This window comes from Arthrobacter sp. BC5 (assembly GCF_056680255.1).
The window spans coordinates 2,347,253-2,373,918 of record NZ_CM155273.1; the positions used below are offsets into that span (position 1 = coordinate 2,347,253).

The following is a 26,666-nucleotide window of genomic DNA, read 5'->3' on the forward strand; positions in this document are numbered from 1 at the left end:
AATAGTTCTCATTAGTTGGATCGAGGTCCCGAATGCCTGTCTCCCGCCGTCTCGCCGCGCCCACCCTCCTCACCCTCGCCGCGCTGGCCCTCTCCGCGTGCGGAGAGGGCGCGTCGGGCGCTGCGGAGGGTGACCCGGGCTCGGCGTCCGACGACGCGTCCATCAGCATCGTCACCGCCACCAACGTGTACGGCGATATCGCAGCAGCCGTTGGAGGGGACGACGTCGAGGTGACCTCGATCGTGAACAGCCTCAGTCAGGACCCCCACTCGTACGAGGCGACGGTGCAGGACAAGCTGTCGGTGTCCGAGGCGGATCTCGTCATCGAGAACGGCGGAGGCTATGACGCGTTCCTCGGCCGCCTCGCGGAGGAGACCGGCGTGACGGCGGTGCTCAACGCCGTCGAGCTGTCCGGACTGGAGGAGACCGCAGGCTCCGCGGCGGAGCACACGGCCGAGGCCGAGGGTGATCACGCCGGCGAGGAGGGGCACTCGGGCGAGGAGGGCCACGGCCACGGCGCCTTCAATGAGCACGTGTGGTACGACCTGCCTGCCATGGTGACGCTCGCCGACGCCCTCGCCGAGGAACTCGGCACGCTGGACGAGGCCAACGCGGACGCGTACCGCGAGCGGGCCGACGCGTTCACGGCGAAGCTGCAGCCGCTCCAGGACCGCCTTGAAGCCCTTGCCGCGGACGGACCCGGGGGCGCAGTGGCGGTCACCGAGCCCGTCCCCGTCTACCTGCTGGAGCACGCAGGACTCGAGAACGTCACGCCGGAGGACTTCAGCGAGGCCATCGAGGAGGAGACCGACGTCCCGGTGGCGGTGCTCGAGGAGATGAAGACACTCGTCTCGGGCGGAACACTCGCCTTCCTTGCCTACAATGACCAGACGGAAGGATCGCAGACCGAAGCGGTGCGCTCGGCCGCCGACGACGCGGGCCTTCCCGTGCTGGACTTCACCGAGACGCTGCCCGAGGGCGAGGACTACGTTTCCTGGATGACCGCCAACACGGATAGCATCGAGGCCGCTCTCGGATCCTGAGGAGGGCGCTCCGCAGGACCCCTGAACCACGACAGACTGGAACCCGCTCCGCATGACCTCGACGATGTCCCGGCACGCCTCCTCCCCGGGCGGGGAGGCCGGCACGCCGGCGATCAGCCTGCGCGGCGCTGCGCTCTCCTTCGGCAGTCGCACCCTGTGGGAGGGGCTGGACCTCGACATCATGTCCGGTGAGTTCTTCGCCGTCCTCGGCCCCAACGGTTCGGGCAAGACGAGCTTCCTGAAGGTTCTGCTGGGCCTGCAGCCACTCGACGCGGGCACCGCGACCATCGGAGGCCGGCCCATCACGCGCGGCAGCAGGACCCTCGGCTACATACCGCAGCAGAAGTCCTTCCCCCCCGAGACGCCCCTCCGGGCGCGGGACCTCGTGGGCCTCGGGGTGGATGGCCACCGCTGGGGGTTGAGGATGCGGAGCAGGGCCTACCACGAGCGCGTGGAGGGCCTTCTGGCCGATGTCGGAGCGCAGTCCTATGCCGATGCCCCCGTGGGGCTCCTCTCAGGCGGCGAGCAGCAGCGACTGCGTGCCGCGCAGGCGCTGGCCACCGATCCGACGGTGCTCCTGTGCGATGAGCCCCTCCTGTCGCTCGACCTCAACCACCAGCAGGCGGTGAGCTCGCTGATCAACCGGCAGTGCCACGAGAAGAACAGTGCCGTGGTCTTCGTGACCCACGAGATCAATCCCGTCATCGACTACGTGGACCGCGTCCTGTACCTCGCCGACGGGCGCTTCCGCGTCGGCGCCCCTGCAGAGGTCATGACGAGCGAGGTGCTCTCGGACCTCTACGACAGCCCCGTGGAGGTCCTGCACAGCAACGGCCGGATCGTGGTGGTCGGGTTGCCCGACGCCACCACCCACCACCACGAAAGCGCATGAGCATGGACCTCCAGGAGATCCTCAGCGCCATCTTCACGTTCGACAACTATGCCCAGCTGCTGCCCCTCGTCCGGAACTCGCTGATCGCGGGAGCGGTGCTCGGGCTCCTCGGAGGACTCATCGGGACCTTCGTCATGATGCGGGACCTCGCCTTCGCGGTGCACGGAATCGCCGAACTCTCCTTCGCAGGGGCCGCCTTCGCGCTGCTCGTCGGGGCCAATGTCGTCGCCGGCTCGCTCGTCGGATCCGTCCTCGCCGCACTCGTCCTCGGCCTCATGGGCATCCGGGCCCGGGACCGGAACTCGATCATCGGGGTGGTCATGCCGTTCGGCCTGGGCCTGGGGATCCTGTTCCTCGCCCTGTACGAGGGGCGGGCTGCCAACAAGTTCGGCCTGCTCACCGGTCAGATCGTCTCCGTGGACGACGTCCAGCTGAATCTGCTCGTCGGGTGCGCCGTCGTCGTGATCATCGCCCTGGTCGCGATCTGGCGTCCACTCACCTTCGCGAGCGCGGACGCCGACCTCGCCGAGGCCCGTGGGGTCCCCGTGCGCGGTCTCTCGATCCTGTTCATGGTGCTGCTGGGGATCGCGGTGGCGCTGTCCATCCAGGTGGTCGGCGCTCTGCTGGTGCTCGCCCTGCTGATCACGCCTGCGGCGGCTGCGCTGAAGGTCACGTCCGCGCCCGGCCTGGTGGTGCTCTTCAGCGTGCTCTTCGCCTGCGCGTCGGTGGTGGGCGGCATCCTCCTGGCGCTGGGCGGCCGTATCCCGATCAGCCCCTATGTCACCACGATCTCCTTCGCGATCTACCTCGCGTGCCGGGTGATCGGATCGCGACGTTCCGCGCGGCGCTCACGCAGCGCGGAGCGCCTCGCGGTTCCGTCCTGATGCGTCGCAGCGGGACCGGGGCCGGCCTAGGACTGCTGCGGACGGTCGGACTGGCCGACGGCGTCGGCGATGGCCTGTTCCATGTTCCGCAGGAACCGGGTGACCGTCTCGGTCTCCTCGCTGGTCAGGCTGTCCGCCGCCGCCAGGACGCCCCGCTTCTCGATGTCGAACGCCGACCTGAACTCCAGGGTGGCTTTCTCTCCGGGTTCCAGGATCACCGCGCGGCGGTCCACCGGATGGCGCCGCCTGCGGATGTAGCCGGCCTTCTCGAGGCGGTCGATGACCAGTGTGGTGGACGCGCTCGAGATGCCGAGGGCGAGGGCTAGTTCCTTGGGGCTGGCCCCCTGGTCCCGCTGCCAGACGCCGAGGAGGTACCGCAGCGCCCCGAGATCCGTCTCGTTGATGCTGAGCCGCTGGCTCAGGCGCCGGCGAAGCCCGCTCTCCACATCACGATAGGCCCGCAGGGCGTTCAGGACGTCGACGCCGGTCGCGGACCGGTCGGTCTCGCCTGCCCTGGAGGGCGGGTACCAGTAGCCAGCTCCCTGCCGTGCATCCGAGGGTCTCATGCCTATATCTTAGACCATCTAGTAGTCAATTTCTCTAGGTAAGGCGGCGCAGTTCGGAGGAGAGGAGGGCCGGCGTCAGTCGTGGTCCGGGGCTGGAGCCGGCTCCGGGAACTCGAGCTCGGACATGGCACGCCCCAGGCTACCGAGGAACCGATGGATCGTGCCGCTCTCCTCGGGTGTGAGCGCGGCCGCGATGGCCATCATCCGCTCGTGCATGACACCCATGGTGGACCGGACTTCCTCGTCCGACGTCGCGGTGGGCCAGATCTCGATCGCCCGTCCGTCGGACTCGCTCCTGCGCCGCACGGCATGCCCGCTCTTCTCGAGGCGGTCGATCAGCACGGTCGTGGCCGCAGTGGAGATCTCGAGCTGGCGGGCGAGCGCGGCCGCACTGAGCGGGCTTCCCGACTGGCGGGCAAGGAGCAGGAGGCGCAGGGCCGTCATGTCCGTCCTGCCGAGGTGCATCGAGTCCCGGCTGCGGCTGCGCATGGCGCTCTCCGTGTTCCGGTAGTGGCGCACCGCGTCGACGAGCTCGCCGAGGGGGCCCGCGTCCTCGCCGGTGGCACCGGATCCGGCCATGCCCCCGGTCGGCACGGCACGGACGGACTTGTCAGGGGACATCACGCTTTCCAGCCTAATCGACGGCACCGACATCGTCAGGGATCGCATCGGGACGAACGGTGCTGGCGAAACAACCCGGGGGAGGGTGAGCTGGGCCGGGAGACCTCAGGGCAGGGCAGCCGGCGACGTGCACTCGGGGCACAGTCCCTGGATCTCGACGGTGTGCGCGGCGTCGGTGAATCCGTGCTCGGCAGCGATACGGGTTGCCCACTGTTCGACGGCGGGTGCCTCGATCTCGACGGCCCGGCCGCAGTTCCGGCACAGCAGGTGGTGGTGGTGGTGCGCCACTGCACAGCGCCGGTAGACCGCCTCGTTGTCACCGTTGCGCAGGACGTCCACGAGTCCGTCGTCGGCCATCGACTGGAGGATGCGGTAGGCCGTGGCCAGCGAGACGGACTCGCCCCTGTCATGGAGCAGTCGGTGGAGCTCCTGCGTGCTGACGAAGTCGTCCAGTTCGTCGAGGGCTGCACTGACGGCCCGCCGCTGGCGCGTGACGCGCTGCTCCGACCCCTTGCGGGGGGACTGCACGGCGTCGGCGCGTGCTGCCGGTACTGCCTCGGATGTCGCCTCGGGCGTCATGTCATACCCCTTCCGCGGGCGCTCGGATGCCCTGGACCAGAGTAAAGATTACCAGCGCCACCGCGGGTACTCTGGGCCCATGCGGCTGACCAAGTTCTCCCATTCCTGCGTCCGGCTCGAGCAGGACGGCTCCGTGCTCGTCATCGACCCGGGCACCTTCTCGGAGGTCGAGGAGGCCCTCGAGGGCGCCGCTGCCGTGCTCATCACGCATGAGCACCCCGACCATATCGATGTCGACCGGGTGGTCGCCGTGCTGGCCGGGAACCGGTCGGTGGGACTCTGGGCACCGCAGGGCGTCGCCGACACCGTCACCGCGGGCCTCGGCGCCGCTGCGGGCGACCGCATCCACGCCGTGGCCGGTGGCGAGCAGCTCACCGCCGCGGGATTCGAGGTGAGGACGTTCGGCGGACAGCATGCGCTGATCCATCCGCTGATACCGGTGATCGCCAACGTGGGATTCCTCATCGGAGCCTCCGTCTACCACCCGGGCGATTCGCTGGTGGTGCCGGACGGAATCGCTGTGGGGACGCTCCTGGTCCCGGTGCACGCACCCTGGTCGAAGCTGGCGGAGGTGGTGGACTTCGTGGCGTCGGTGCGTGCACCGCGCGCCTTCCAGATCCACGACGCCCTCCTCAACGAGGCGGGGCTCGGGCTGGTCGAGGGCCATGTGACGCGGCTGGGCTCCCGGTACGGCACGTCCTTCCGGCACCTCGGCGTGGGCGAGGGCGTCGACGTCTGAGTCGGATCAGCCGCTTCCGGGGTCGGAGCCGGGCCCGCCGGTCGCGCCGGGCCAGACGCCCGTCGAGAAGAAGTCCTCGAGCATCGCCCGCGGCGCGGCCGGATCGAGGCCGCGGCGCTCGAGCCAGGCGTCGTCGTCGTACGTCGCGGCATAGCGGTCGCCCGAATCGCACATGAGGGACACGATGCTGCCCGAGCGCCCGTCGGCGACCAGGTCGGCGACGAGCTGCCAGACGCCCCAGAGATTGGTGCCGGTGGACGGTCCCGCATGGAGTCCCGTGAGCGCCCGCAGGTGGCGGGCTGCCGCGACGGAGGCCGCGTCCGGCACCTGGATCATGGTGTCGATGACGGACGGCACGAAGCTCGGCTCCGGCCGGGGCCTCCCGATGCCCTCGATCCGCGACGGCCGTCCGGTCGCGGCCGATCCGGGATCCGCCCACGCGGGGAAGAACGCGGAGTGCTCGGGATCGACGACGGCGAGGCGCGTCGGGTAGCGGTGGTACCGCAGGTAGCGGCCGATCGTGGCGCTCGTACCGCCGGTTCCGGCCCCCACGACGATCCACGCGGGCAGCGGATGGGGCTCGCGGGCGAGCTGCCCGAAGATCGACTCCGCGATGTTGTTGTTGCCGCGCCAGTCGGTGGCCCGCTCGGCGAACGTGAACTGGTCCATGTAGTGGCCGCCGGTCTCCCGCGCTACCTCCTCGGCCGCCGCGTACACGTCCGAGGCGTGCTCGACGAAACGGCAGGTGCCGCCGTACTGCTCGATCAGTGCGATCTTCTCGGGGCTCGTCGTCCCGGTCATGACCGCGACGAACGGCAGGCCGAGGAGCTGCGCGAAGTAGGCCTCGGACACCGCCGTCGAGCCACTCGATGCCTCGACGATCGTCGTCCCTTCCGTGATCCAGCCGTTGACGAGGCCGAAGAGGAAGAGGGACCGGGCGAGGCGGTGCTTGAGGCTGCCGGTGCGGTGGGTGGACTCGTCCTTGAGGTACACCTGGACACCCCAGTGCGCAGGAAGGGGGACGGCGAACAGGTGCGTGTCCGCCGAGCGGGTGCCGTCCGCCTCGATGCGCCGGACGGCTTCGTCCGACCACGATCTGTCAGCAGCGGTGAACCTCGGCATCCCGCCAGCCTACAAGCTGCACGCGTGTCACGAGTGTGGTGGACTGGCGTGCATCAGGACCGGCCCGCGGTGACCGCTGCGGTCCGGTCGCCCGTCCCGACAGGAGATCTCGATGAAGACTCTGATGGATGTGCAGGAACTGCAGGACCGGATGACCTCCGGCGCGCAGACCATCCTGCTCGACGTGCGCTGGGCCCTGGGCGACCCCCACGGCCACGAGCATTACCGTGAGGCCCACATACCCGGCGCGGTGTTCGTGGACATGGAGGCACAGCTGTGCGCTCCCGGCGGCCCCGGAATCGGCCGCCATCCACTGCCCGATGCCGACGCCCTGCAGGAAGCGGCCCGCCAGTGGGGCCTCAACGACGGCGACGCCGTGGTCGCCTACGACGACTCGGGGAACCTGGCGGCAGCCCGTCTCTGGTGGCTCCTGCGGAATGCGGGCTTTGCGTCCGTCAGCCTGCTCGACGGCGGGCTGACCGCCTGGCGCGCGGCGGGGTTCGACGTCGAGGGCGGGGAGGAACGCCACTGCGTGGGGGGCGTCCACCTCTCCACGGGGCACATGCCGGTCGTCTCGATCCCGGATCTCCTCGAACCGGCCACGATCGACGTCCTGCTCGACGCACGTGCCCGCGAGCGCTTCCGCGGCGAGCACGAGCCCGTCGACCCGCTGGCCGGGCACATCCCCGGGGCCCTCAGCGCACCGACGGCGGACAACCTCGGGGCCGATCGGCGCTTCCGTCCCGCGGACGAGCTCCGGCGCCGTTTCGACGCCCTCGGCGCGGACCGCGGGCGCGTCGCGGTCTACTGCGGCTCAGGGATCACCGCAGCGCACGAGATCGCCGCCCTGGACATCGCCGGCATCGACGCCTCGCTGTTCCCCGGTTCCTGGTCGCAGTGGGCGACGACGGAGGGCCTGCCCGTCGCCACGGGTGCCTGAGGGAGGGGGATGCACCAGCGGGCTGACTTCCGGGGGCGGTGTGGCCGGCCGGAGGCCTGGGCGGTAGCGTCGGGGCATGAACCCAGGACGCCCCGTCCCGCCGCCCCTGCGTGGCGGAGTCCAGCTACCCGATGAGCTGGAGCGCCGCGGTGTCCCCACGGCAGCAATCCAAGGAGGACCGATGACGACACTCTTCACCAGGATCATCAGGGGGGAGGTGCCGGGCCGATTCGTGTGGCAGGACGACGACGTCGTCGCGTTCCTGACGATCGCCCCGATCACCCCGGGCCATACGCTCGTGGTGCCGCGCCGGGAGATCGAGCACTGGCTCGAGGCCGATCCCCAGACGCTCTCGAAGGTCATGGCCGTCGCGCAGACGATCGGCAGGGCCCAGGAGAAGGCCTTCGGCGCCAGGCGGGTGGGCGTCCTGGTCGAGGGCTACGAGGTGCCCCACCTCCACGTCCACGTCTGGCCGACGCAGTCACCGCAGGACTTCGACGTGAAGCGGGTCGACATCGCGCCGGACCCCGGCATGATGGACCGCGCCGCCGAGACCCTGCGCGGCGCCCTGAGGGACGCCGGCCACGGCGCGCACGTGCCCGACTGACCGGACCCGGGCCGCGCTGGCCGCATGCTGTTAGCGGGCTGCGGCCAGTGCCTCGTTCAGCGCCGTCCGCACGCGCTTCTCCGAGACCGAGTAGGCGGTGCCGAGGTCCTGTGCGAAGAGGCTGACTCGCAGCTCCTCGATCATCCACCGGACCCGGGCCAGCGCCGCGGGCCGGTGCCGCCCCGCGGCCAGGGAGGCGACGGCGTCGTCGTACTCGTCCTCGAGACGCTGGACGACGGCCGTCCCCACGCCGTCGCGCTGCACGTTGGTGGGCAGCTTCTCGAGCCGGACCTCGATGGCCCTGAGGTAGCGGGGGAGGTGGAAGAGCTGGGCGTAGCCCGTCGCCGCGACGAACCCCGGGTAGACGAGGTGTTCGAGCTGGCTGCGGACGTCGTTGAGGGACGTGATCAGCGCGAGGCTCGTGGTTCCCCTGAGCTGCTTCTGGATGCGCCGGGTACTGGAGAGCACGGTCTCGACGGTCGCCGTCACGGTGAAGACCGTGTCGATCAGTTCGGCGCGGACGGTCTCGTACAGCCGGTCGAAGGACTCCCCGGTCCACGGCAGCTCCTCCGGCACCAGCTTGTCGATCGCGGCCAGCGAGCAGTCGCGGATGAGCTCCGCGACGCTGCCGTGCGGATTCTGGCTGAAGGTGAGCTTCTCGGTGTTGCTCAGGTGCTCCAGGACGTACTTCGCCGGGCTCGGGATGCGCAGGGACAGGAGGCGGATGATGCCAGCCCGCATGACCGCGGCCTGCTCGCCGGCGGTGGGGAAGACCCGCAGGCCCACCGAGGTGCCCTCGTCCACGACGGCCGGGAAACCCGTCACGCGGTGTCCTGCGACGGTGCGGGACACCTCGCGCTCGATACTGCCGAAGACCCACGTCCTCTCACCCGTCCGCTCGGCGACGGCCGGTGCCTCGGCGACGGCGACCCCTCCTCGAGCAGGGGTGCCCGAGGCGGCCTCGCCGGACGAGGCGGCCTGTGCGGCTCCCGTGGTCCGTCCGGGGGCCCGCCCCCCGGAGTGGCCGCCGCCCTCCCGACCGGCAGGGCCGGTGGAGCCCTTGCGGTTGCCGCCCCTACCGGGCCCCGCCGCGGGACGCGTGCTGCCCGGCGTCGCTCCGAGGGACTGCGCGATGGCCCGGCTGACCGCGGGGGCCAGGGACTCCTTCAGCGCTTCGAGGTCGCGCGACTCGTCGAGTATCCGACCCGCGGCGTCGACGATCCGGAACATCATCAGCAGGTGCGCCGGGACAGCCGCCCAGTTCCATGACCCCGGTGGGATGACGTGTCCGCGCAGCCGGCGCAGTGCGAGCTCGAGTGCCGCCTCGAGGTCGTCCTCGGCGGGGTCGAAGTCGGACTCGAGGGCGGCGACCGCGGTGCGCGCGACGTCCGGCGCCGGCACGAAGTTCTTCCGCACCTGCTTCGGCAGCGACTTGATGAGGGACGTCACGAGCTCCACGCGCTGGCCGGGGATCTGCCAGCGGAACGGTTTCGGGTCGAGCTGGTTCAGGAAGAGGACCGGGATGGTCACCGTCACGCCGTCGTGCGCGCCCGGGGTGAGGGGCGAGAACTCGTACGTGAGCGGCAGCTCGAATCCGGCCTGGTGCCAGGTGCTCGGGAAGGCCGCCTCGTCGAGTTCCGCGGCGTCCTCGCTGAGGAGCTTCTCCGGATCGAAGTCGAGCAGGTCCGGCTGTTCCCGGCGAGCCGTCTTCCACCAGGAGTCGAAGTGCCTCTCGGACACGACGTCCGGACCGAGGCGCTGGTCGTAGAACTCGAAGAGCGTCTCGTCGTCGACCCGCAGGTCACGCCGTCGGAGCCGGTTCTCGAGCTCCTCCACCTCGGCGAGGCGGGCCTGGTTGCGGCTGAAGAACGTATGGTGCGTCTTCCAGTCGCCTTCCACGAGGGCGTGGCGGATGAACAGCTCACGCGCCACCTCGCGGTCGATCCGGCCGTAGTTGATGCGCCGCTGGGGCACGATCGGGACGCCGTAGAGCGTGACCTTCTCGTACGCCATGACCGAGCCCATCTTCTTCGACCAGTGCGGCTCGCTGTAGCTGCGCTTGACGAGGTGCGGCGCCACCTGTTCCGCCCACAGGGGATCGATGCGCGCGACGACCCGCGCCCACAGCCGCGAGGTCTCCACGAGTTCGGCGGCCATGACCCAGTCGGGGGACTTCTTGAACAGCGCCGACCCCGGGAAGACCGCGAACCGGGTTCCCCGGGCGCCCGCGTACTCGCGCTTGCGCTGGTCGTACAGGCCGATGTTGCTCAGCAGACCCGAGAGCAGGCTGATGTGGATCTGCTCGTGCAGTCCCACGGGGTCGACGGGGCCGGCCGGAAGAGTGATGCCGAGGGGTTTCGCGAGCTGGCGCAGCTGCTGGAAGAGGTCCTGCCACTCCCGCACGCGCAGGTAGTTGATGAATTCCGTCCTGCACAGCTTCCGGAACTGCGTGGAGGACAGCTCGTCCTGCTTCTCCTGCAGGTAGCGCCACAGGTTGAGGTAGGCCGTGAAGTCCGAGTTCTCGTCGACGAAGCGCTTGTGCTTCTCGGCCGCCTGCTGCTGCTTCGCGGGCTGGTCCGCGGAGGGCCGCTCGCGCGGATCCTGGATGGTCAGTGCCGCGGCGAGGACCATGACCTCCTTCACGGCTCCGCGTGAGCCGGCCTCAACGATCATGCGTCCCAGGCGGGGATCCACGGGGAGTTGGGCGAGCTTGCGGCCCACGGCGGAGAGGCCGCCGTCGTCCTTCAGCGCCCCGAGTTCGCGCAGCAGGGCGACGCCGTCGTTGATGGCCTTGGTCTCGGGAGGTTCCACGAACGGGAACTCCGCGATGTCCTTGGGGCTGCGCGTGACGCCCATGGCGGCCATCTGCAGGATGACCGCGGCGAGGCTGGTGCGGAGGATCTCCGGCTCGGTGAACGGCCGGCGTGACTCGAAATCCTCCTCCGAGTAGAGGCGGATCGCGATGCCGTCGGAGACACGGCCGCTGCGGCCGGACCGCTGGTTCGCGGACGCCTGCGAGACGCGCTCGATCGGCAGGCGCTGCACCTTCGTGCGGTGGGAGTAGCGCGAGATGCGGGCTGTTCCGGTGTCGATCACGTACTTGATGCCGGGTACCGTCAGCGACGTCTCGGCGACGTTCGTCGCGAGGACGATGCGGCGGTGGCTGCCGGTGGGACGGAAGACGCGGTGCTGCTCCTCGAGGGAGAGCCGGGCGAACAGGGGCAGCACCTCCGTGCCACGCAGCCGGGTGGTGGACTGGATGCGGGCGCGCAGGGCATCGGCGGCATCGCGGATCTCGCGTTCGCCGGAGAAGAACACGAGGATGTCCCCGGGAGCTTCGAGGGAGAGTTCGTCCACGGCGTCGCAGACGGCATCGAGCGGGTCGCGCTCCTCCTCGAGTTCGCTGTCCGCGCCGCCGTCGCCGTCGTCCAGGCCGCCCGGCGGCTGGTCGAGGGGGCGGTAACGGATCTCGACGGGATAGGTGCGCCCCGAGACCTCGATGATCGGGGCGGGGGAGGTGTCCTCGACGGCGGCATCGGCGGCGAAGTGGGCGGCGAAGCGTTCGGGATCGATGGTCGCCGAGGTGATGATGACCTTCAGGTCCGGCCGCTCGGGCAGGATCCGCCGGAGGTAGCCGAGGATGAAGTCGATGTTGAGGCTGCGCTCGTGGGCCTCGTCGATGATGATGGTGCTGTACTTGCGCAGCATCCTGTCGTGCTGGATCTCGGCGAGCAGGATGCCGTCCGTCATCAGCTTGATCTTGGTCTTCCGGCCCACCGAGCCCGTGAAGCGGACCTGGTAGCCGACCTCCTCGCCGAGGGGCACCTGCAGCTCCTCGGCGATGCGCTCGGCGACGGTGCGCGCCGCGAGCCGCCGCGGCTGGGTATGCCCGATGAGCCCGCGCTCCGCCAGCCCGAGTTCGAGGCACATCTTCGGGATCTGCGTCGTCTTCCCGGACCCGGTCTCGCCGGCGATGATGGTGACCTGGTTGGCCGCGATGGCGGCCATGATGTCTGCCCGGCGTTCCGAGACGGGAAGGTCCGCGGGGTAGGAGATTGTCAGTGCCATAGTTGACTGCCAGTCTAGTTGCTCGCACCGGAGCGCAGGCGGGTGTTCACCGAGGGCTGGGGTCCGCCGTCCCTGCCTCGGGGTTCCTGCCCTCCGGGGCTCTTCCCGCCGAACGTCGGAGGCGGTCCGCGACGACGACGGCGCGCTCACGCATCTCCGCCGGCTCGAGGACCTCGAAGTCGATGTCCCAGCTCGCCAGGTAGGCGAGGGGGAAGTCGAGGGAGTCGAAACCCGCCCGGAGCAGCGTGTACTCCTCGCCGTCCGCCTCGAGGGTGCCCGTGCTCGAGGGGACGCGGGACTCCAGGTCCTGCAGCGGCGCGTGGAACCGGATCACGGCGTCGTAGGAGTAGGGCGAGCGGGTGATCGATTCCTGCACGTAGGCCGCGAGGTCCGCCGCGGGCAGGGCCCGGGGCACGAAGCGCTCGCGCACCACGGGCACGCTCCTGCAGCGGTCCACCCGGAACGTCCGCCAATCCTCCCGGGTGCGGTCGAAGGCCACGAGATACCACCGTCTGCCCGTGTCCACGAGCCGGTACGGCTCGACGATGCGCCGCGAGGACTCGCCGTCGTGGCGGTCGTACCTGAAGGCGACGCAGCGACGTTCCGTGATGGCGGCGGAGAACGCCGTCAGGATCTCCGGGTTGACCGGCGTGCTCGCCGCCGCCATCCGCGTCACCGCCGAGCGCAGTCCCGAGAAACGGGGCCTCAGGCGGGGCGGCAACACCTGCTCCAGCTTGGTGAGGGCGCGGACGGAGGCTTCACCGACACCCGAGACGGGGCTGGCCGTGACAGCGGTGAGTCCGATGGCGACGGCGAGGGCCTCGTCGTCGTCGAGCAGGAGCGGGGGGAGCTGGGCGCCGGCGCCCAACTGGTATCCGCCGGCGACGCCGGGTGAGGCGTTGATGGGATAACCCAGTGTGCGCAGCTTGCCGATGTCACGGCGCACGGTGCGCTCCGTGACCTCCATGCGCTGGGCGAGTGCGGGGCCGGTCCACTCGCGGCGCAGCTGCAGCAGCGACAGGAGTTGCAGCAGACGTGCCGACGTCTCGATCATGACTCAACGGTACGGCGCGTAGCGGACGAGAGCTGTCCGCAATCGGTCGTCATCCGGGTGCTCCCGGGCGGGATCCGCGGCCCGGCCGGACCCGCTTCCGCGCCGGCGTGGTGCCCGGGCCGACCAGCCACAGCGCCCAGCCACCGAGCGCGGCCACGCCGGCGGACACCGCGACCAGGCTCGATCCGGCGTCGTCCACCAGGAGCGCGAGCACAGCCACCGGCTGTGCCACGGCCTGGCTGCGCAGGTAGGACCGGCCGAGTTCCCGGAGCGCCGCGACGCTGACCCACCCGCGCAGGGGGAGATGCAGGAGCAGGAGGTAGAGGAGGAAGACGGCGTGGATCCCGGCGACGAACACGAGGAGCCACGAAGATCCGGCGGGCATGTTCACGGCGTAGGCGACCACCAGGAGCAGCAGCGACAGCGAGGCCAGGCCGATCGACGGGAGCACCGCGGCGCCCGTCGCCACCACGACGGGAAGGATGATCCACGCGGAGCCGTTCCAGACGATCGCGCCCAGCAGGACGGCGGCCAGGGCGGTCGCGCCGCGCAGCATCGACAGCGGCACGAGCCCACGGCGGTCGGGGGCGGCGGGGCGGTCCCCGGGGCGGGCCGGTGGCCCGGGCTTCACAGGGGTCGCCCTCTCCGAGCGCCCTGCCCGCCGCGCCCGGCCGCCCGGCGGGCCAGCAGGCGGAGGCCGGCATCCAGGCTGGTTCCGACGTCCGTGCCGAAGTCCTGCTCGGGGCCCGTGCCTGCGTCGGTACCGCGACCGGTGGGGGCGGCGGCAGGATCAGCGTCCGGCGCTGCCGGCGCCGGAACGGCGGTCGACCCGGGGAATACCGGGATTCCCTCGCGCAGCAGCCCATCCAGCAGCAGGCGCCTGCGCAGGAGCGTGAGCCGGACCGCCTGCGCCTGGGCCGTCGTCGACTCCGTGCGGTGCAGGGCCGGTACGCAGTCGATGCCGGCCACGAGGTGGCCCTGTGCCTGCCAGAGGCGCAGGAGGCGGGCCGGCTCCGCATCCAGGAACGCGGAGAACACCACGACGACGGCGCCCGGCGGCGGCACGGGGTCGCGTCGCCGCCGTCGTCGCGGTACCACGGACGTGCCCGCGAGGCGGCTGCGGATCTGCTCGAGGTGCCGGGCTCCGGCTGCCGAACGCAGCGCCCGGCGCGTCCCTGACAGGTCGTCGAGCGCCACGCGGTCGCCGACGGCGAGGTAGGACGCCGCCACCGCGGTGGCGGCCGTCCGCGCGACGTGCAGGGAGCCGGGCGCGAGGCGCGGCGGGCCGGCAGCGAACCAGTCCGCCGTCGACTCCGGCAGGTCGTGTCCCTGGTCGAGGACGAGGAGGACCGAGGCCTCGGCGTCGGCGAAGGTGCGCCGCACCATCAGCCTGTCCTGGTCGGTGGAGCGCCGGGCCGTCGCCCGCCAGTCGATCCGGCGCAGTTGGTCCCCCGGCTGCAGCGGCGCGACCGCCCGCAGCTCGCCGCCCTCTCCAGGCCGCCTCGAGGCATGCGTGCCGGCGAGGCCCACGAGCCGCCGGGACACGGGCCGCGCGAGGGACGGCCCGACCGGAGGCAGGATGCTCACCCGGACGGGATGCGCCGGCACGAAGGACCCGGTGTCGGCGAGGTCGGGGGAGAGGATCGCGGTGCCGTAGGAGAGCACATCGGCCTCCCCTGAAAGGGGCCCGCCGACGAGGACGGGGCACTCCTCGTCCTCGCGCAGGACGAGTGCCTCGGGCGGGCATCCCGGGACGGCCATCGTCGTCGCCACCAGCCGACGAGGAGGATGCGTGCCGCTCGCCTGCGGGGAGAGCACGAGCCGGAGGAGCCGGTTCCCGGCGTCGGCCCGCCGGTCGACGGTGATGCGTACGGCCGGTGCGTCCTCGGCAAGCCCACCGGCACGCCCGCTGGTGCGGCCGGCGAGGGCGATGAGCGCGAACGGAGCCCCGAGGGCGACGGTGTCGGGACGCCCCGACACCAGCCCGGCCAGGATGCAGACCAGGGTGAGGATCACGGCCAGCGCCCATACGGCAGAGCGGGCCGCGTGCGGCCTAGCCACGTGGGGTGGTCGGCGGTGTCGGGACCTCGGCCAGGACGTCCCGCACCACCTTCTCGGTGGCGACGCCCTGCGCCCAGGACGACGGCGTCAGGGTGAGCCGGTGGGCGAGGACGGCGACGGCGCCCTCCTTCACGTCCTCCGGGAGGACGAAGGCGCGGCCGTCGAGCACGGCGAGGGCCCGGCCCAGCAGCACGAGCGCCTGGGAGCCACGCGGTGAGGCCCCGACCTCGACCGTAGGGTGGCTGCGGGTGCCGGCAGCCAGCCGGACGGCGTAGTCGATGACGTCGCCGTCCACGCCCACGGACTCGACGACGGACTGCAGACGCAGCAGCCCTTCGGCGGAGGTCACCCCCGCCACCCGCGTCTCGTCCTGCCGGCGCGTGATGCGCCGCGTAATGATGTCCTGCTCAGCGCCCGGGCCGGGGTAGCCGAAGCGCAGGCGGACCATGAAGCGGTCGAGTTGTGCCTCCGGCAGGGGATAGGTGCCCTCGAACTCGATCGGGTTCGAGGTCGCGAAGACGTGGAAGGGACGCTCGAGGGGCAGGGTGGCGCCCTCCACCGAGACCTGCGCCTCCGCCATCGCCTCCAGCAGGGCGGACTGCGTCTTCGGGGAGGTCCTGTTGATCTCGTCGGCGAGGAACAGCCCCGCGAAGATAGGCCACGGCCTGAACTCGAACTCCCGCGTGGCGGGATTGAAGATGGACGAACCGGTCACGTCCGAGGGCAGGAGGTCCGGGGTGAACTGCAGCCGGCGGAAATCGAGTCCGAGGGCCTGCGCGAGGGTCTTCGCGGCGAGGGTCTTGCCGAGGCCGGGCAGGTCCTCGAACAACACATGCCCGCCGGCCAGCACAGCGGCCAGGGCCAGGCGCAGCGCACCCTCGGCACCGACGACGACGGTCCCGGTTCGGACCAGGACCTCATCGCCGATGCGGGCAGCTTCGTCGATGGCGGTGGCTGTGTCAGTGTCTGTGTCGGTGGCTGTGCCGGAATCCGCGGTGGTCATGGGATCTCCTGGGGCGGCTGCGGGGTGGACGGGTGAGGGAGCTCCCGCGCCATGGCGTGGGACGCCGTCGACGCGGATCCTGCAGGCCCGGGGCCTCCCCGTCCCGGCGCGATGCGTTCGAGTTCATCCACGAAGGCGCGGATCTCGCGGTGCGACAGCACCGCGGGGCGCGTGTCGGTGATGAAGGCATCGAGTGCCGTGCTCCGTGGAGCGTCGGGATGCGCTGCGGCTACGGCGACGGCGAGCGTGTGCACCTCCAGGACGGCGCGCGTACCCGGCTCCGTCGAGGACAGTGAGAACTCGAGCGACTGCAGGTCGGCGAGGCCCCGTACCGGTTCGGGCAGTGCCGGCACGACGGCGCGCGGGAGGTCGACGGCCTCGAGGAGTCCGTTGGCGACCCCCGCGGCGAAGGCCGCGCCGGCCAGGACGACCGCGTGGCGTGCGTCGAGGCCGAAGAACCAGCCCGCGCCGAGGGCGAGCCCGACCAGGACTCCCGTGATGACCCACGCCGAACGCTTCATCGCGTCACCCCCTTCACCGTACGGTGGTCGGCCAGCGCGCCGGACAGCTCGCGGATCGCTGCTGCAGCTGCCTCGCGGTCGGCGGACTCCAGCGGACGGGCCGGGCTGCCGCCGGGCCGCCCGAAGCGCGCACGCTGGTACAGGCGGTTGAGGGTCGCCAGCGGTTCGGGTGGAAGGTCCAGGGCGGAGGAGGCGAAGGCCGCGAAGTCCGACGTCGTCTGGTCCGGAGTGCGTGGCATCCCCGCGTCGGCACAGCGCCGCTCGAAGTCGAGCCAGCACCGGATGACGGCATCCGAGGTGGCGCTGTCCGTCCGCAGGGCCGCACGCGTGGCGTCGGTCCAGGCCGGCAGGGCCTCGGCCACGAGCACGAGGGCGCCGGGCTGGTGCAGGTCGGTCTGCTCCCCGAACCCGCCGTCGGGTTCCTGCTGCGCCCGGAACCTCAGCAGGAACCTGACCAGGAGCGCGAGCCCGGCCATCACCAGCACCAGCAGGACCGCCGTGGCCGTGCCGCCGTCGAGGATGATGCGCTCGCCGTCATCGGGACGTGGTCCGGGGGTGGCTGTGGTGGTCGGAAGCGGCGCGCCCTGCTGCTCCGGCACTGCGACGGGTGGTTCGAGCACCGGATCGGCCGAGAACCCGCCCATGAAACCTGCCGCGAGGACGGTGAGGACGAGCATGACCACCGTGAGGATGCCGGGCAGGACGTGCGGGCGGCGCCCCCGCTCCGGTGCGACCTTCGTCCCCACGTTTCCCCCGCCGGTAGGTGCTGGTCCCGGCCCCCCGGGGGCCGCGTCCTGTGGAGCCTACCAAAAGCAGAACCGCCGCCGGCCTGGTGGCCGACGGCGGTGTGCTCTGCGTGGATCTCTCTGTGCCCTCGATAGGATTCGAACCTACGACCTTCTGCTCCGGAGGCAGACGCTCTATCCCCTGAGCTACGAAGGCAGACACGGTAACTCCCGTGCCCGTTAGGGACTTATCGAGCTTAGCAGGTGCCGCTCCGGTGGGAAAATGCCGCGGTACCTGCACCGGCCAGCGCGTCGTAGGGACCGGGACTTCCGCTCTCGTCGCCGGGGGCCAGGCGGGTTTGGCGTAGGTAGCCGCGCTCACGATCTCGTAGCCCGAGCGGCTCGATGGGGGGGCGGGCACCATCGAGGCCGGAGCAGCGTCAGTAGCCCAGGAACGCATCCGTCCGCACCCGCGGGACGCCGGCCTCGTGCACTGCCGCACGCAGGCGGCCGATGAACGCGGGCGAGCCCGAGACGAGGACCTTCCGCCGGGAGAGGTCCGGGACCGCCGTGACGAGGGACTCCGCCGAGGGTTCGGTGCCCGCCAGGGTCCAGCCCGGGGGAAGCACCGGGACATCGCCGGGAGTCTGCACGAACAGCACCACGCGGGTGTCCAGTTCCGCCAGTTCCTCGCGGAACGCGATCTCCTGTCCGCTCCGCACGACGTACACGAGGACGACGTCGCGCGTGTCACCGCGCGCGGCGAGGTCCCGCAGGTGGCTGATGAACGGCGTGACTCCGATCCCTCCGGCGACGAGCAGCAGGGGCACGGACGGATCGCGTGGCAGGGAGAAGTCCCCTCCCACCAGGGTGCCCGTGATCCTGGCGTCCTTCGGCAGGGCGAGGAGCGCCTTCTTGAAGGAACTCCCGGATGCCGTGGTCCGCAGCCCGAAGGTGAGGGTCCCGTGCTGCTGGGGTGCGGAGGTGATGCTGAAGACCCTGCGGCTGCCCCGGCTGTCCGTCCCGGGGTGCGGCAGGCTCAGCTCCATGTACTGGCCTGCCCTGAACCGCACGGGCCTCGCCGGTTCGAAGACCAGTTCCGTGCTGGTGGGCGTCAACTGCCGTGATCCGGCGAAGGTCAGCCGCACGCCGCGCCGCTGACCCATGAGGAAGGCCACCGCGTTGCCGATCAGCAGGGCGAATTCGGGGCCCAGGAAGACCGGCCCGATGGATACCTGGAGCGCGAGGACGACGGCGACGATCGCTGCGAAGAGGCACTGCTGCCAGCGCAGTGGCGGGAGGGTGAGCGGCTCGGTCATCATGAAGCCGAGCAGGAACAGCACGGGGTACGAGGTCAGGACCAGCTGGAGGCCGGCACCGGGAGCCATGCCGCCCTGCACGAGGCCGACGAGCAGGATCCCGAGCGACAGGACGAGGAACACCGCCGCCATCGGGAGCTTCCGTGTCCGGTAGAGGAGGAGGGCCGTTCCCACCGCCACGACGGGCAGCAGGTAGGGGTTGGCGACCCACCAGGCCGCCGCGCCGACTCCGAGCAGGGTCGCGACGGCGGCTCCCACCGCGGCGGGATTGAAGATGTGGCGCCCGCCGATGGCGAGGAGGAACTTCGAGGCACCCGCCGCGACACCGGCCACGAGGATGCCTCCGAGCCCGGCGCCGGTAGCCGACGGGAACATGATCAGGAACACGATGAGCCCGGTGATGAGCGACGAGTCGCCGTGCGGCCGCAGCCGCAGGATCAGGGCCATGAGCCGTGTGCCGATGATCGTCCCGCCGACGGCGGCGACGAGGGTGCCGCCGAGTTCGGCCGGCGTGTAGGCGAGGAGGCCCGTGAGGGACAGCACGAGTGCCTCGACGGCCAGGACGAGGAGCAGGACCAGGGTCAGCCGGTACATGGTCACGCGGCCCAGCAGGGCATCGAGTGCTGCGGTCATGAGAACAGGGCTCCTGAGAGTGGGGCGGAGAAGCGGGCGCGTCCGTCCGAGTACATCAGGACGTAGTCGAAGTCGAAGCCCCGGGCGAGGTTCACGGGATCGGCGACGAACAGGGCCGTGCACAGGCCGTCGGCGGTCATGGCGTCCTCCGCGAGGACCCAGGTCGCGACGACGGTCTCGACGCAGCGGCCCGTCCGGGCATCGAGGACGTGGTGCAGGCCGTCCCCCCAGACCCGGCGATTGGAGGCGGAGGCACACAGCGCCCCGGAGCCCAGACCGACCGTCCCGATGGCCGACGAGGGGTCGTAGGGGTGCTCGAGGGCGACGGTGATCGCACCGATCCCGGCCCGCCTCATGTCACCGCTCGCATCCACCACGACGTCCTCGTGGCCCGCGGTCAGGAGATGCTCCAGCAGGAGATCCACGAGCTGGCCCTTGCCGGCCGCACCCACGTCCAGGAGGGCCGGCTCGCGCAGCGTGATGCCTCCCGCCGACCAGTCCAGGACGTCGTCCCAGGCGCGGGCGGGAGTGGGCGGAGCCGTCGGGACGAAGGAGTACGAGGCGTCGTAGCCCTGCGCAGCCAGCTGTTCACCGACCAGGGGGGAGACCGCGCCGTCGGTGAGGTCGTGGAGTCTGCGCAGGAGCCGCCCGAGCTCCGCCCCGTGCGGCGGGAGCGGGAGCGCACCCCCGGACGCCGCGAGCGCCGTGACGCCCGAATCGCTGCGGAAGCGCGAGTAGAGGAGGTCGTACTCCTCGGCGATGCGCAGCAGCTCGTCGCGCTGCTCCGGCACCAGGGGTGAGGCGCTGTCCACACGCCAGCTGGTGCCGATCGCCTCGAAATCGAAGGTGTCCGCCACTCCGGTCCTACAGCCGGGCTTCGCTCTTGATCCTGTCGGTCGCTTCGTTGAAGCCGCCGCTGGTCAGGGAGGAGCCGGCGACCTTGTCGACCGAGAGGTCGTCGAGCTTCCTACCGACGATCGCGTCGGAGATGCCTCCGGCGAAGCGCTCCTGGTACATCGTGGTGGTCGGGTTGTCGGGCATCGGCTCGACCTCGACGGCGGTGACGACATCGGCTTCCAGGGTGAGAGTCACGCCCACCTCCTCGGGCCCGGCGGGGGACTGGTAGGAGCCGGTCTGCGTGTAGGTGCCGTCCTCGTACGCCTGGTCCGCAGGTGCCGCCGCCGAGGCCGCGGGATCGCCTGCCGCGGCCGATTCACCCGCCGCCGGCGCTTCCGGGGCGGAGTCCGCCGTCTCCTGCGCGGGGCTCTCAGTCGCCGCAGGCGCGGGAGACGTGGCCTCCGCCCCGGCGCAACCTGCCGCTCCGAGGATCGAGACGGCAGCGAGCGCCGTCAGGACCCGCTTGTGCAGGGGGAAGCCGGCAGTGCCGGCCGTCCCGTTCGGGTAGGTGGGGGTCGGGCCTGTGCTGGTCACTGGTTGCTCCTGGTGCGTCGCCGGGATGGGACCGCGCGGAGGGCTCCGCGCCGAAGGATCGGTTGAATCTCAAACTAACGTGTCCGAGCAGGTCAACGCTCCTCTCCATGATTCGTTCCTCCGGGCGTTCCGGACTGTCGCCCTGCGGGTCCACTGCGTGTCCCTGCGTGGCGCCCGGAACCACGGACTTGAGCCGCGTCACGAAGATCGGGCTGCCCGGGGCCGCGCCGCTATGCTTGACGGGTGACTCCCGAAGAACTCTCTGCCGCTATTTCCGCATGCCTGAAGGCCGCCGTCGAGGCCGGCGACCTCAGCGTCGACCTCCCATCGGAGGTGCGTGTCGAGCGACCGAAGAACCGGGAGCACGGCGACTGGGCCACGAACATCGCCCTGCAGCTCGGCAAGAAGGCCGGCATGAACCCACGGGAGTTCGCCCAGCTCCTCAGCGATCGCCTCGCCGGGATCGACGGGGTCAAGAGCGTCGACATCGCCGGCCCGGGCTTCCTCAACATCACGCTCGACGCCGGAGCGGCGGGCGAGCTCGCCCGCGCCATCGTCGAGGCCGGACCGGCCTACGGCGGCAGCGACGCGCTCGCGGGCCAGAAGATCAACCTCGAATTCGTCTCGGCAAACCCCACGGGCCCCATTCATATCGGCGGAACCCGCTGGGCCGCCGTGGGAGACGCTCTGGCGCGCGTGCTCCAGTCCCAGGGCGCGTCGGTCGTGCGGGAGTACTACTTCAACGACCACGGCGCGCAGATCGAACGGTTCGCGCGCTCGCTGTACGCGAGTGCGTCCGGCAGGCCCGCTCCCGACGACGGCTACGGCGGCCAGTACATCGAGGACATCGCGCAGCGCGTGGTCGCCGCGGAGCCGGACATCCTGTCCCTCGGGGAGGCCGATGCCGTCGAGCGCTTCCGCGCGGTCGGCGTCGACTTCATGTTCACCGACATCAAGAAGTCCCTGCACGATTTCGGGGTGGACTTCGATGTCTACTTCCATGAGCACTCGCTGTTCGAGAACGACTTCGTCGGGGGCCTCCTCGAGCAGCTGAAGGGCTCGGGCAACCTCTTCTACGAGGACGGCGCCTGGTGGCTGAGGTCGACCGACTTCGGAGACGACCGCGACCGCGTGGTCATCAAGTCCGATGGAGCGCCGGCCTACATCGCGGGGGACATCGGCTACTTCGTCAACAAGCGCAGGCGTGGTTTCGACCTCAACATCATCATGCTGGGCGCCGACCATCACGGCTACGTCGCACGCCTGAAGGCGGCTGCTGCAGCCCTCGGCGACGATCCCGACACCGTCGAGGTCCTCATCGGCCAAATGGTGAACCTCGTGCAGAACGGTGCACCCGTCCGCATGTCGAAACGTGCCGGCACGGTCGTGACCCTCGAGGACCTCGTGGATGCAGTGGGGGTGGATGCCGCGCGGTACACCCTGGCGCGATTCTCCGCCGATTCGAACATCGACATCGACCTCGACCTGCTCACGCGCCGCACCAACGAGAACCCGGTGTTCTACGTGCAGTACGCGCACGCCCGGACGCACGCCGTCGCGCGCAACGCCGTGTCCGCCGGAGTGGACACCAGCACTTTCGACGCCACGGCGCTGAGCCACCCCACCGAGGGTGAACTGCTGGCCGCCCTCGGGCAGTTCCCCGGCGTCGTCGCGCAGTCCGCGACCTTCCGCGAGCCGCACCGCGTGGCCCGCCATCTCGAGGTGATCGCGGGGACGTACCACCGCTGGTACGACGCCTGCCGGGTCGCGCCGCTCGGCGACGCGCCGGTCGAGGACGTCCACCGTTCGCGCCTGTGGCTGAACAACGCCACACAGCAGGTCCTGGCGAACGGCCTCGACCTCCTCGGCGTCTCCGCGCCGGAAAGGATGTAGCCGTGGCACCCGAAGCATCGCCGCTCGCCCCGGACTGGCTGACCGTCCCCGCTGACCAGGAGCGGCTCGACGCCAAGCTCTGGGCCGAGGACGTGGACCGTGGGACGGATGGCGTCCTGCAGATCGACGGTGTCTCCGTCCGCGACCTCGCGGAGCAGTACGGTACGCCGCTCTTCGTGATGTCCGAGCGTGACTTCCGGACCCGCGCCGCGACCTTCCGCGATGCCTTCGACGAGGCCTTCCGAGACCTGTGCGGGGGAGTGGACGTGTTCTACGCGGGTAAGTCCTTCCTCTGCACCGAGGTGGCGCACTGGGTGCGGGAGGAGGGCCTCGGGCTCGACACCTGCTCCGGCGGGGAGCTCGCCGTCGCACTGCGCGCGGGGATGCCGGGGCACAGGCTCGGGCTTCACGGGAACAACAAGTCGGCCGCCGAGATCACGCGGGCCATCGACGCCGGCCTCGGCCGGATCGTCGTCGACAGCCTGCAGGAGGTCGCACTCGTGGGCGACCTGGCCGTGCGGCGCGGCAGCACTGCCAACGTCATGATCCGGCTCACTCCGGGCGTCCACGCGCACACGCACGAGTTCATCGCCACGGCCCACGAGGACCAGAAGTTCGGGCTGTCGCTCACCACGGACCAGGGTCCGGGGCAGGACGACGGGCACGACGACGGCGCCTCGTCACCCGCAGCCCGCGCGGTCGCCGACGCCCTCGCCCACCCGGGCATCAACCTCCTCGGAGTGCACTGCCACATCGGGTCGCAGATCTTCGAGCCCGAGGGCTTCGAGCTCGCGGCGCAGCGGCTGCTCGGTTTCCTCGCCGGAGTCCGCGACCGGCACGGCGTCGAACTGCCCGAGCTCGATCTCGGAGGCGGCTACGGCATCGCCTACACCGAGGCGGACGAACCACGGCCGGCGGCGGAGATCGCGCGCGCGATGGCCGCAGTCGTCGGTTCGACCTGCCGGGAGCTGGGACTGCGGGTACCGCGGATCTCGATCGAGCCCGGCCGCGCGATCGTCGGTCCCACCACCTTCACGCTGTACACCGCCGGCACCACGAAGACCGTCCGGGTGGACGCGTCCGCCAACGGATCCGAGGTGGTGCAGGACACGTCCGTTACGCACCCGCGCCGCTATGTGTCGGTGGACGGCGGCATGAGCGACAACGCCCGTCCGGTGCTCTACGGCGCGGATTACTCGGCCGTCCTCGCGTCCCGGACCCCCGAGGCGGACCCGGTGCTCTCCCGCGTGGTTGGAAAACACTGTGAGAGCGGTGACATTGTGGTGAGGGACGTCTACCTCCCCGAGGACACCGGCGCCGGTGACCTCCTCGCCGTTCCGGGCACCGGCGCGTACTGCTGGGTGCTCTCGAGCAACTACAACTACCTGACGCGCCCGCCCGTGGTGGCGGTGGCCGACGGTGCCGCACGGCTCATCGTGCGCGGCGAGACCGAGGAGGACCTGTTCCGCAGGGACGTCCAGCGCGAACCCGCACTGCCCGCCACGGAACCAGGAGCTCCACGGACCGCATGAACTCACCAGCAACGACCCCAGCAAAGCCCCTGCGCGTAGCCCTGCTCGGCTGCGGCAACGTCGGCGCCCAGGTGGCCCGCATCCTCCTCGAGGACGCGGAGAACCTCGGCCGCCGCGCCGGAGCGCCGCTCGAACTCGTCGGCGTCGCCGTCCGCACCCTCGACGCCCGGCGCGACGTCGAGCTCCCCGCCGGCCTCCTGACGCTCGACGCCGAGTCCCTCGTCGAGGACGCCGACATCGTCATCGAGCTCATGGGCGGCATCGAACCCGCGAAGTCCCTGATCCTGCGTGCCATCGAGCACGGAGCCACCGTGGTCAGCGGCAACAAGGCGCTCCTGGCGCAGGACGGCCCCGAACTCTACGAGCAGGCGGACGCCGCGGGCGTCCAGCTGTCCTACGAGGCGGCCGTCGCCGGAGCCATCCCGATCCTCCGGCCCATCCGGGACAGCCTCTCGGGCGACCGCATCACGCGCGTGCTCGGCATCGTCAACGGGACCACCAACTACATCCTCGACCAGATGGACTCCACGGGAGCCTCCTTCGCGGATGCCCTGAAGGCAGCACAGGACCTCGGCTACGCGGAGGCGGACCCCACGGCCGACGTCGAGGGCCATGACGCCGCCGCGAAGGCGGCGATCCTCGCCTCACTGTCCTTCCACACGCGCTTCGCGCTCGAGAACGTCCACTGCGAGGGCATCACCGCCGTCACCGCGGACGACATCGCGGCAGCTGCCGAGGACGGCTACGTCATCAAGCTGCTGGCCATCGCCGAGATGCTCACCGATGACGCCGGCGCGGCGGGCGTCGGCGTACGCGTCCACCCGACGCTGCTGCCGCGCTCCCACCCGCTCGCCGCCGTCCACGGCGCGTTCAACGCCGTGTTCATCGAGGCGGAGAACGCCGGTGAGCTGATGTTCTACGGCCAGGGCGCCGGTGGCACCCCGACCGCCTCGGCCGTGCTCGGCGACGTCGTCAGTGCAGCGCGCCGCATGGTGCTCGGCGGTCCCGGCCGCACGGAGACCACCACCGGGCACGTTCCGCCGCTCAGCATCGACACCGTCCGCACGAGCTACTGCATCGGCCTGCAGGTCGCGGACCAGCCCGGCGTGCTGGCGCGCATCGCGCAGATCTTCGCCGAGAACGGCGTCTCCATCGAGACGATGCGCCAGCGCATCCACCAGGGCGGGCCCGACGGCGGCACCACCGCCGAACTGCGCATCGTCACGCACCGGGCGCCCGAGGCGTCCCTCGCGGAGACCGTCAAGCAGGTCGCCGCGCTCGATGTCATCACCGCCGTCTCATCCGTGCTCCGAGTAGAGGGAATCTAAGTGGCCCACCAGTGGCGCGGAGTCATCCGCGAATATGCCGAACGCCTGCCTGTCACGGACGCCACCGAGGTCGTCACACTCGGCGAGGGCGGAACGCCCCTCGTCCGGGCCCGACACCTGTCCGAGCTGACGGGCTCCGCCGTCTACCTCAAGGTCGAGGGCATGAACCCCACCGGGTCCTTCAAGGACCGCGGCATGACCATGGCGATGACCGCCGCCGTCGCCGCCGGGGCCAAGGCCGTGGTGTGCGCCTCGACGGGCAACACCTCGGCGTCCGCCGCCGCCTACGCCACGCAGGCAGGCATCACGTGCGCCGTGCTCGTCCCGGACGGCAAGATCTCGATGGGCAAGCTCAGCCAGGCCATCGCCCACGGAGCCCAGCTGCTGCAGGTCAACGGGAACTTCGACAACTGCCTCGACGTCGCACGGAAGCTCGCCGAGGCCTACCCGGTGTTCCTCGTGAACTCGGTGAACCCCGCGCGCCTCGAGGGCCAGAAGACGGCCGCGTTCGAGGTCGTGGACACCCTCGGCGATGCGCCGGACTACCACCTGATGCCCGTCGGGAACGCAGGCAACATCAGTGCGTACTGGAAGGGCTACAAGGAGTACGCGGCGCCCTATGCCTCGATGCACCACGGCGAGCTCCCCGCCGTCGCCACGCGGACCCCGATCATGTGGGGTTTCCAGGCGGAGGGCGCGTCCCCGCTCGTCAAGGGCCACCCGATCACCGAGCCGGACACCATCGCGACGGCGATCCGGATCGGCAACCCGGCGTCCTGGGACTTCGCGGTCGCGGCGCGCGACGAGTCCGGCGGACTCATCGAGGCCGTGACCGACGAGGAGATCCTCGAAGCCCACCGCTGGTTGTCCTCGCGCGAGGGCGTCTTCGTGGAGCCCGCGTCCGCCGCGGGTGTCGCGGGCCTCATCAAGAAGCACGCGGAGGGACTCGTGCCCAGCGGGAAGACCATCGTCATCACGGTCACGGGCCACGGCCTGAAGGACCCGCAGTGGGCGCTGCGCACGGCGGACGGTGCGGACGTCGAGCCCACCAAGGTGGAGTTCGACGTCGTGAGCGTCGCGGCGGCTCTCGGGCTCGAAGACTGAC

24 protein-coding genes and 1 tRNA gene are annotated in these 26,666 nt (G+C 70.9%); 10 read left to right on the forward strand and 15 right to left on the reverse strand.

Annotated features, from left to right (window positions below):
* The first annotated feature begins 32 nt into the window (after nucleotides 1–32).
* The 3 genes from AC1MFI_RS10880 to AC1MFI_RS10890 are packed head-to-tail and all read left to right on the forward strand — an operon-like array spanning nucleotide 33 to nucleotide 2,819.
* Nucleotides 33–1,043, forward strand: a complete 1,011-nt coding sequence (locus tag AC1MFI_RS10880) for a metal ABC transporter solute-binding protein, Zn/Mn family (protein WP_479816834.1) — start codon at nucleotides 33–35, stop codon at nucleotides 1,041–1,043.
* A gap of 52 nt (nucleotides 1,044–1,095) precedes the next feature.
* Entirely contained in the window at nucleotides 1,096–1,935 is an 840-nt protein-coding gene (locus AC1MFI_RS10885; RefSeq protein ID WP_479816835.1) for a metal ABC transporter ATP-binding protein, read from the forward strand.
* A 2-nt stretch (nucleotides 1,936–1,937) separates the two neighbouring features.
* A complete protein-coding gene (locus tag AC1MFI_RS10890) occupies nucleotides 1,938–2,819 on the forward strand; it encodes a metal ABC transporter permease (protein ID WP_479820852.1) in 882 nt (293 codons plus the stop codon).
* 26 nt (nucleotides 2,820–2,845) lie between these two features.
* Here the strand turns inward: AC1MFI_RS10890 and AC1MFI_RS10895 are convergent, their stop codons facing one another.
* The 3 genes from AC1MFI_RS10895 to AC1MFI_RS10905 form a co-directional block, all read right to left on the reverse strand.
* Entirely contained in the window at nucleotides 2,846–3,385 is a 540-nt protein-coding gene (locus AC1MFI_RS10895) for a MarR family winged helix-turn-helix transcriptional regulator (protein WP_479816837.1), read from the reverse strand.
* 75 nt (nucleotides 3,386–3,460) lie between these two features.
* The gene (locus AC1MFI_RS10900) at nucleotides 3,461–4,006 is read right to left on the reverse strand and encodes a MarR family winged helix-turn-helix transcriptional regulator (protein ID WP_479820853.1); all 546 of its coding nucleotides are present in this window, start codon (nucleotides 4,004–4,006) and stop codon (nucleotides 3,461–3,463) included.
* A 105-nt stretch (nucleotides 4,007–4,111) separates the two neighbouring features.
* Nucleotides 4,112–4,585 (reverse strand): Fur family transcriptional regulator, encoded by a 474-nt coding sequence (locus AC1MFI_RS10905; RefSeq protein WP_479816838.1) that lies wholly within the window; start codon nucleotides 4,583–4,585, stop codon nucleotides 4,112–4,114.
* 79 nt (nucleotides 4,586–4,664) lie between these two features.
* Here AC1MFI_RS10905 and AC1MFI_RS10910 point away from each other — a divergent pair, with 79 nt between their 5' ends.
* Nucleotides 4,665–5,324, forward strand: a complete 660-nt coding sequence (locus AC1MFI_RS10910) for an MBL fold metallo-hydrolase (RefSeq protein WP_479816840.1) — start codon at nucleotides 4,665–4,667, stop codon at nucleotides 5,322–5,324.
* A 6-nt stretch (nucleotides 5,325–5,330) separates the two neighbouring features.
* On the opposite strand, the gene AC1MFI_RS10915 is transcribed toward AC1MFI_RS10910, so the two are convergent.
* Complete coding sequence (locus AC1MFI_RS10915) at nucleotides 5,331–6,446, reverse strand: PLP-dependent cysteine synthase family protein (protein WP_479816842.1); 1,116 nt, start codon at nucleotides 6,444–6,446, stop codon at nucleotides 5,331–5,333.
* Nucleotides 6,447–6,558: 112 nt separating this feature from the next.
* On the opposite strand from AC1MFI_RS10915, the gene AC1MFI_RS10920 reads away from it, so the two are divergent.
* Together AC1MFI_RS10920 and AC1MFI_RS10925 are read left to right on the forward strand one after the other, a co-directional pair.
* A complete protein-coding gene (locus tag AC1MFI_RS10920) occupies nucleotides 6,559–7,386 on the forward strand; it encodes a sulfurtransferase (protein ID WP_479816843.1) in 828 nt (275 codons plus the stop codon).
* Nucleotides 7,387–7,567: 181 nt separating this feature from the next.
* Nucleotides 7,568–7,993 (forward strand): HIT family protein, encoded by a 426-nt coding sequence (locus AC1MFI_RS10925; protein ID WP_479816844.1) that lies wholly within the window; start codon nucleotides 7,568–7,570, stop codon nucleotides 7,991–7,993.
* Nucleotides 7,994–8,023: 30 nt separating this feature from the next.
* Here AC1MFI_RS10925 and hrpA read toward each other — a convergent pair whose 3' ends face one another.
* The 11 genes from hrpA to AC1MFI_RS10980 all read right to left on the reverse strand — a co-directional run bounded on the left by hrpA (nucleotide 8,024) and on the right by AC1MFI_RS10980 (nucleotide 20,808).
* Nucleotides 8,024–12,061, reverse strand: a complete 4,038-nt coding sequence (gene hrpA, locus AC1MFI_RS10930) for an ATP-dependent RNA helicase HrpA (protein WP_479816846.1) — start codon at nucleotides 12,059–12,061, stop codon at nucleotides 8,024–8,026.
* A 46-nt stretch (nucleotides 12,062–12,107) separates the two neighbouring features.
* Nucleotides 12,108–13,115 carry a helix-turn-helix transcriptional regulator gene (locus AC1MFI_RS10935; protein ID WP_479816847.1) on the reverse strand — a complete coding sequence of 336 codons (1,008 nt, stop codon included), beginning with the start codon at nucleotides 13,113–13,115 and terminating at the stop codon, nucleotides 12,108–12,110.
* Between the two features lie 49 nt (nucleotides 13,116–13,164).
* Nucleotides 13,165–13,746, reverse strand: coding sequence for a hypothetical protein (locus AC1MFI_RS10940; RefSeq protein WP_479816849.1), 582 nt, complete (start codon nucleotides 13,744–13,746; stop codon nucleotides 13,165–13,167).
* Nucleotides 13,743–15,131 carry a DUF58 domain-containing protein gene (locus tag AC1MFI_RS10945; RefSeq protein ID WP_479816850.1) on the reverse strand — a complete coding sequence of 463 codons (1,389 nt, stop codon included), beginning with the start codon at nucleotides 15,129–15,131 and terminating at the stop codon, nucleotides 13,743–13,745. The genes AC1MFI_RS10940 and AC1MFI_RS10945 overlap by 4 nt, the downstream gene beginning before the upstream one ends.
* Nucleotides 15,132–15,168: 37 nt before the next feature.
* Entirely contained in the window at nucleotides 15,169–16,179 is a 1,011-nt protein-coding gene (locus AC1MFI_RS10950; protein WP_479816851.1) for an AAA family ATPase, read from the reverse strand.
* Nucleotides 16,176–16,700 (reverse strand): hypothetical protein, encoded by a 525-nt coding sequence (locus AC1MFI_RS10955; RefSeq protein WP_479816852.1) that lies wholly within the window; start codon nucleotides 16,698–16,700, stop codon nucleotides 16,176–16,178. Before AC1MFI_RS10955 ends, AC1MFI_RS10950 begins: the two co-directional genes overlap by 4 nt.
* Nucleotides 16,697–17,446 carry a DUF4129 domain-containing protein gene (locus AC1MFI_RS10960; RefSeq protein WP_479816854.1) on the reverse strand — a complete coding sequence of 250 codons (750 nt, stop codon included), beginning with the start codon at nucleotides 17,444–17,446 and terminating at the stop codon, nucleotides 16,697–16,699. Before AC1MFI_RS10960 ends, AC1MFI_RS10955 begins: the two co-directional genes overlap by 4 nt.
* A 123-nt stretch (nucleotides 17,447–17,569) precedes the next feature.
* Nucleotides 17,570–17,642 (reverse strand) — tRNA-Arg (locus AC1MFI_RS10965).
* Nucleotides 17,643–17,865: 223 nt separating this feature from the next.
* Nucleotides 17,866–19,377 (reverse strand): FAD-dependent oxidoreductase, encoded by a 1,512-nt coding sequence (locus tag AC1MFI_RS10970; RefSeq protein WP_479816855.1) that lies wholly within the window; start codon nucleotides 19,375–19,377, stop codon nucleotides 17,866–17,868.
* Nucleotides 19,374–20,234, reverse strand: a complete 861-nt coding sequence (locus AC1MFI_RS10975; RefSeq protein WP_479816857.1) for an FAD:protein FMN transferase — start codon at nucleotides 20,232–20,234, stop codon at nucleotides 19,374–19,376. The genes AC1MFI_RS10970 and AC1MFI_RS10975 overlap by 4 nt, the downstream gene beginning before the upstream one ends.
* 7 nt (nucleotides 20,235–20,241) lie before the next feature.
* Nucleotides 20,242–20,808: an FMN-binding protein gene (locus tag AC1MFI_RS10980; RefSeq protein WP_479816858.1), complete on the reverse strand. Its 567-nt coding sequence runs from the start codon at nucleotides 20,806–20,808 to the stop codon at nucleotides 20,242–20,244.
* 243 nt (nucleotides 20,809–21,051) lie between these two features.
* Between AC1MFI_RS10980 and argS the strand changes: the two genes are divergently transcribed.
* The 4 genes from argS to thrC are packed head-to-tail and all read left to right on the forward strand — an operon-like array spanning nucleotide 21,052 to nucleotide 26,665.
* Complete coding sequence (gene argS, locus AC1MFI_RS10985; protein ID WP_479816859.1) at nucleotides 21,052–22,701, forward strand: arginine--tRNA ligase; 1,650 nt, start codon at nucleotides 21,052–21,054, stop codon at nucleotides 22,699–22,701.
* A 2-nt stretch (nucleotides 22,702–22,703) separates the two neighbouring features.
* Nucleotides 22,704–24,233 carry a diaminopimelate decarboxylase gene (gene lysA, locus AC1MFI_RS10990; protein ID WP_479816860.1) on the forward strand — a complete coding sequence of 510 codons (1,530 nt, stop codon included), beginning with the start codon at nucleotides 22,704–22,706 and terminating at the stop codon, nucleotides 24,231–24,233.
* A complete protein-coding gene (locus AC1MFI_RS10995; protein WP_479816861.1) occupies nucleotides 24,230–25,561 on the forward strand; it encodes a homoserine dehydrogenase in 1,332 nt (443 codons plus the stop codon). The genes lysA and AC1MFI_RS10995 overlap by 4 nt, the downstream gene beginning before the upstream one ends.
* Nucleotides 25,562–26,665 carry a threonine synthase gene (gene thrC, locus AC1MFI_RS11000; RefSeq protein WP_479816863.1) on the forward strand — a complete coding sequence of 368 codons (1,104 nt, stop codon included), beginning with the start codon at nucleotides 25,562–25,564 and terminating at the stop codon, nucleotides 26,663–26,665.
* Nucleotide 26,666 lies beyond the last annotated feature (1 nt).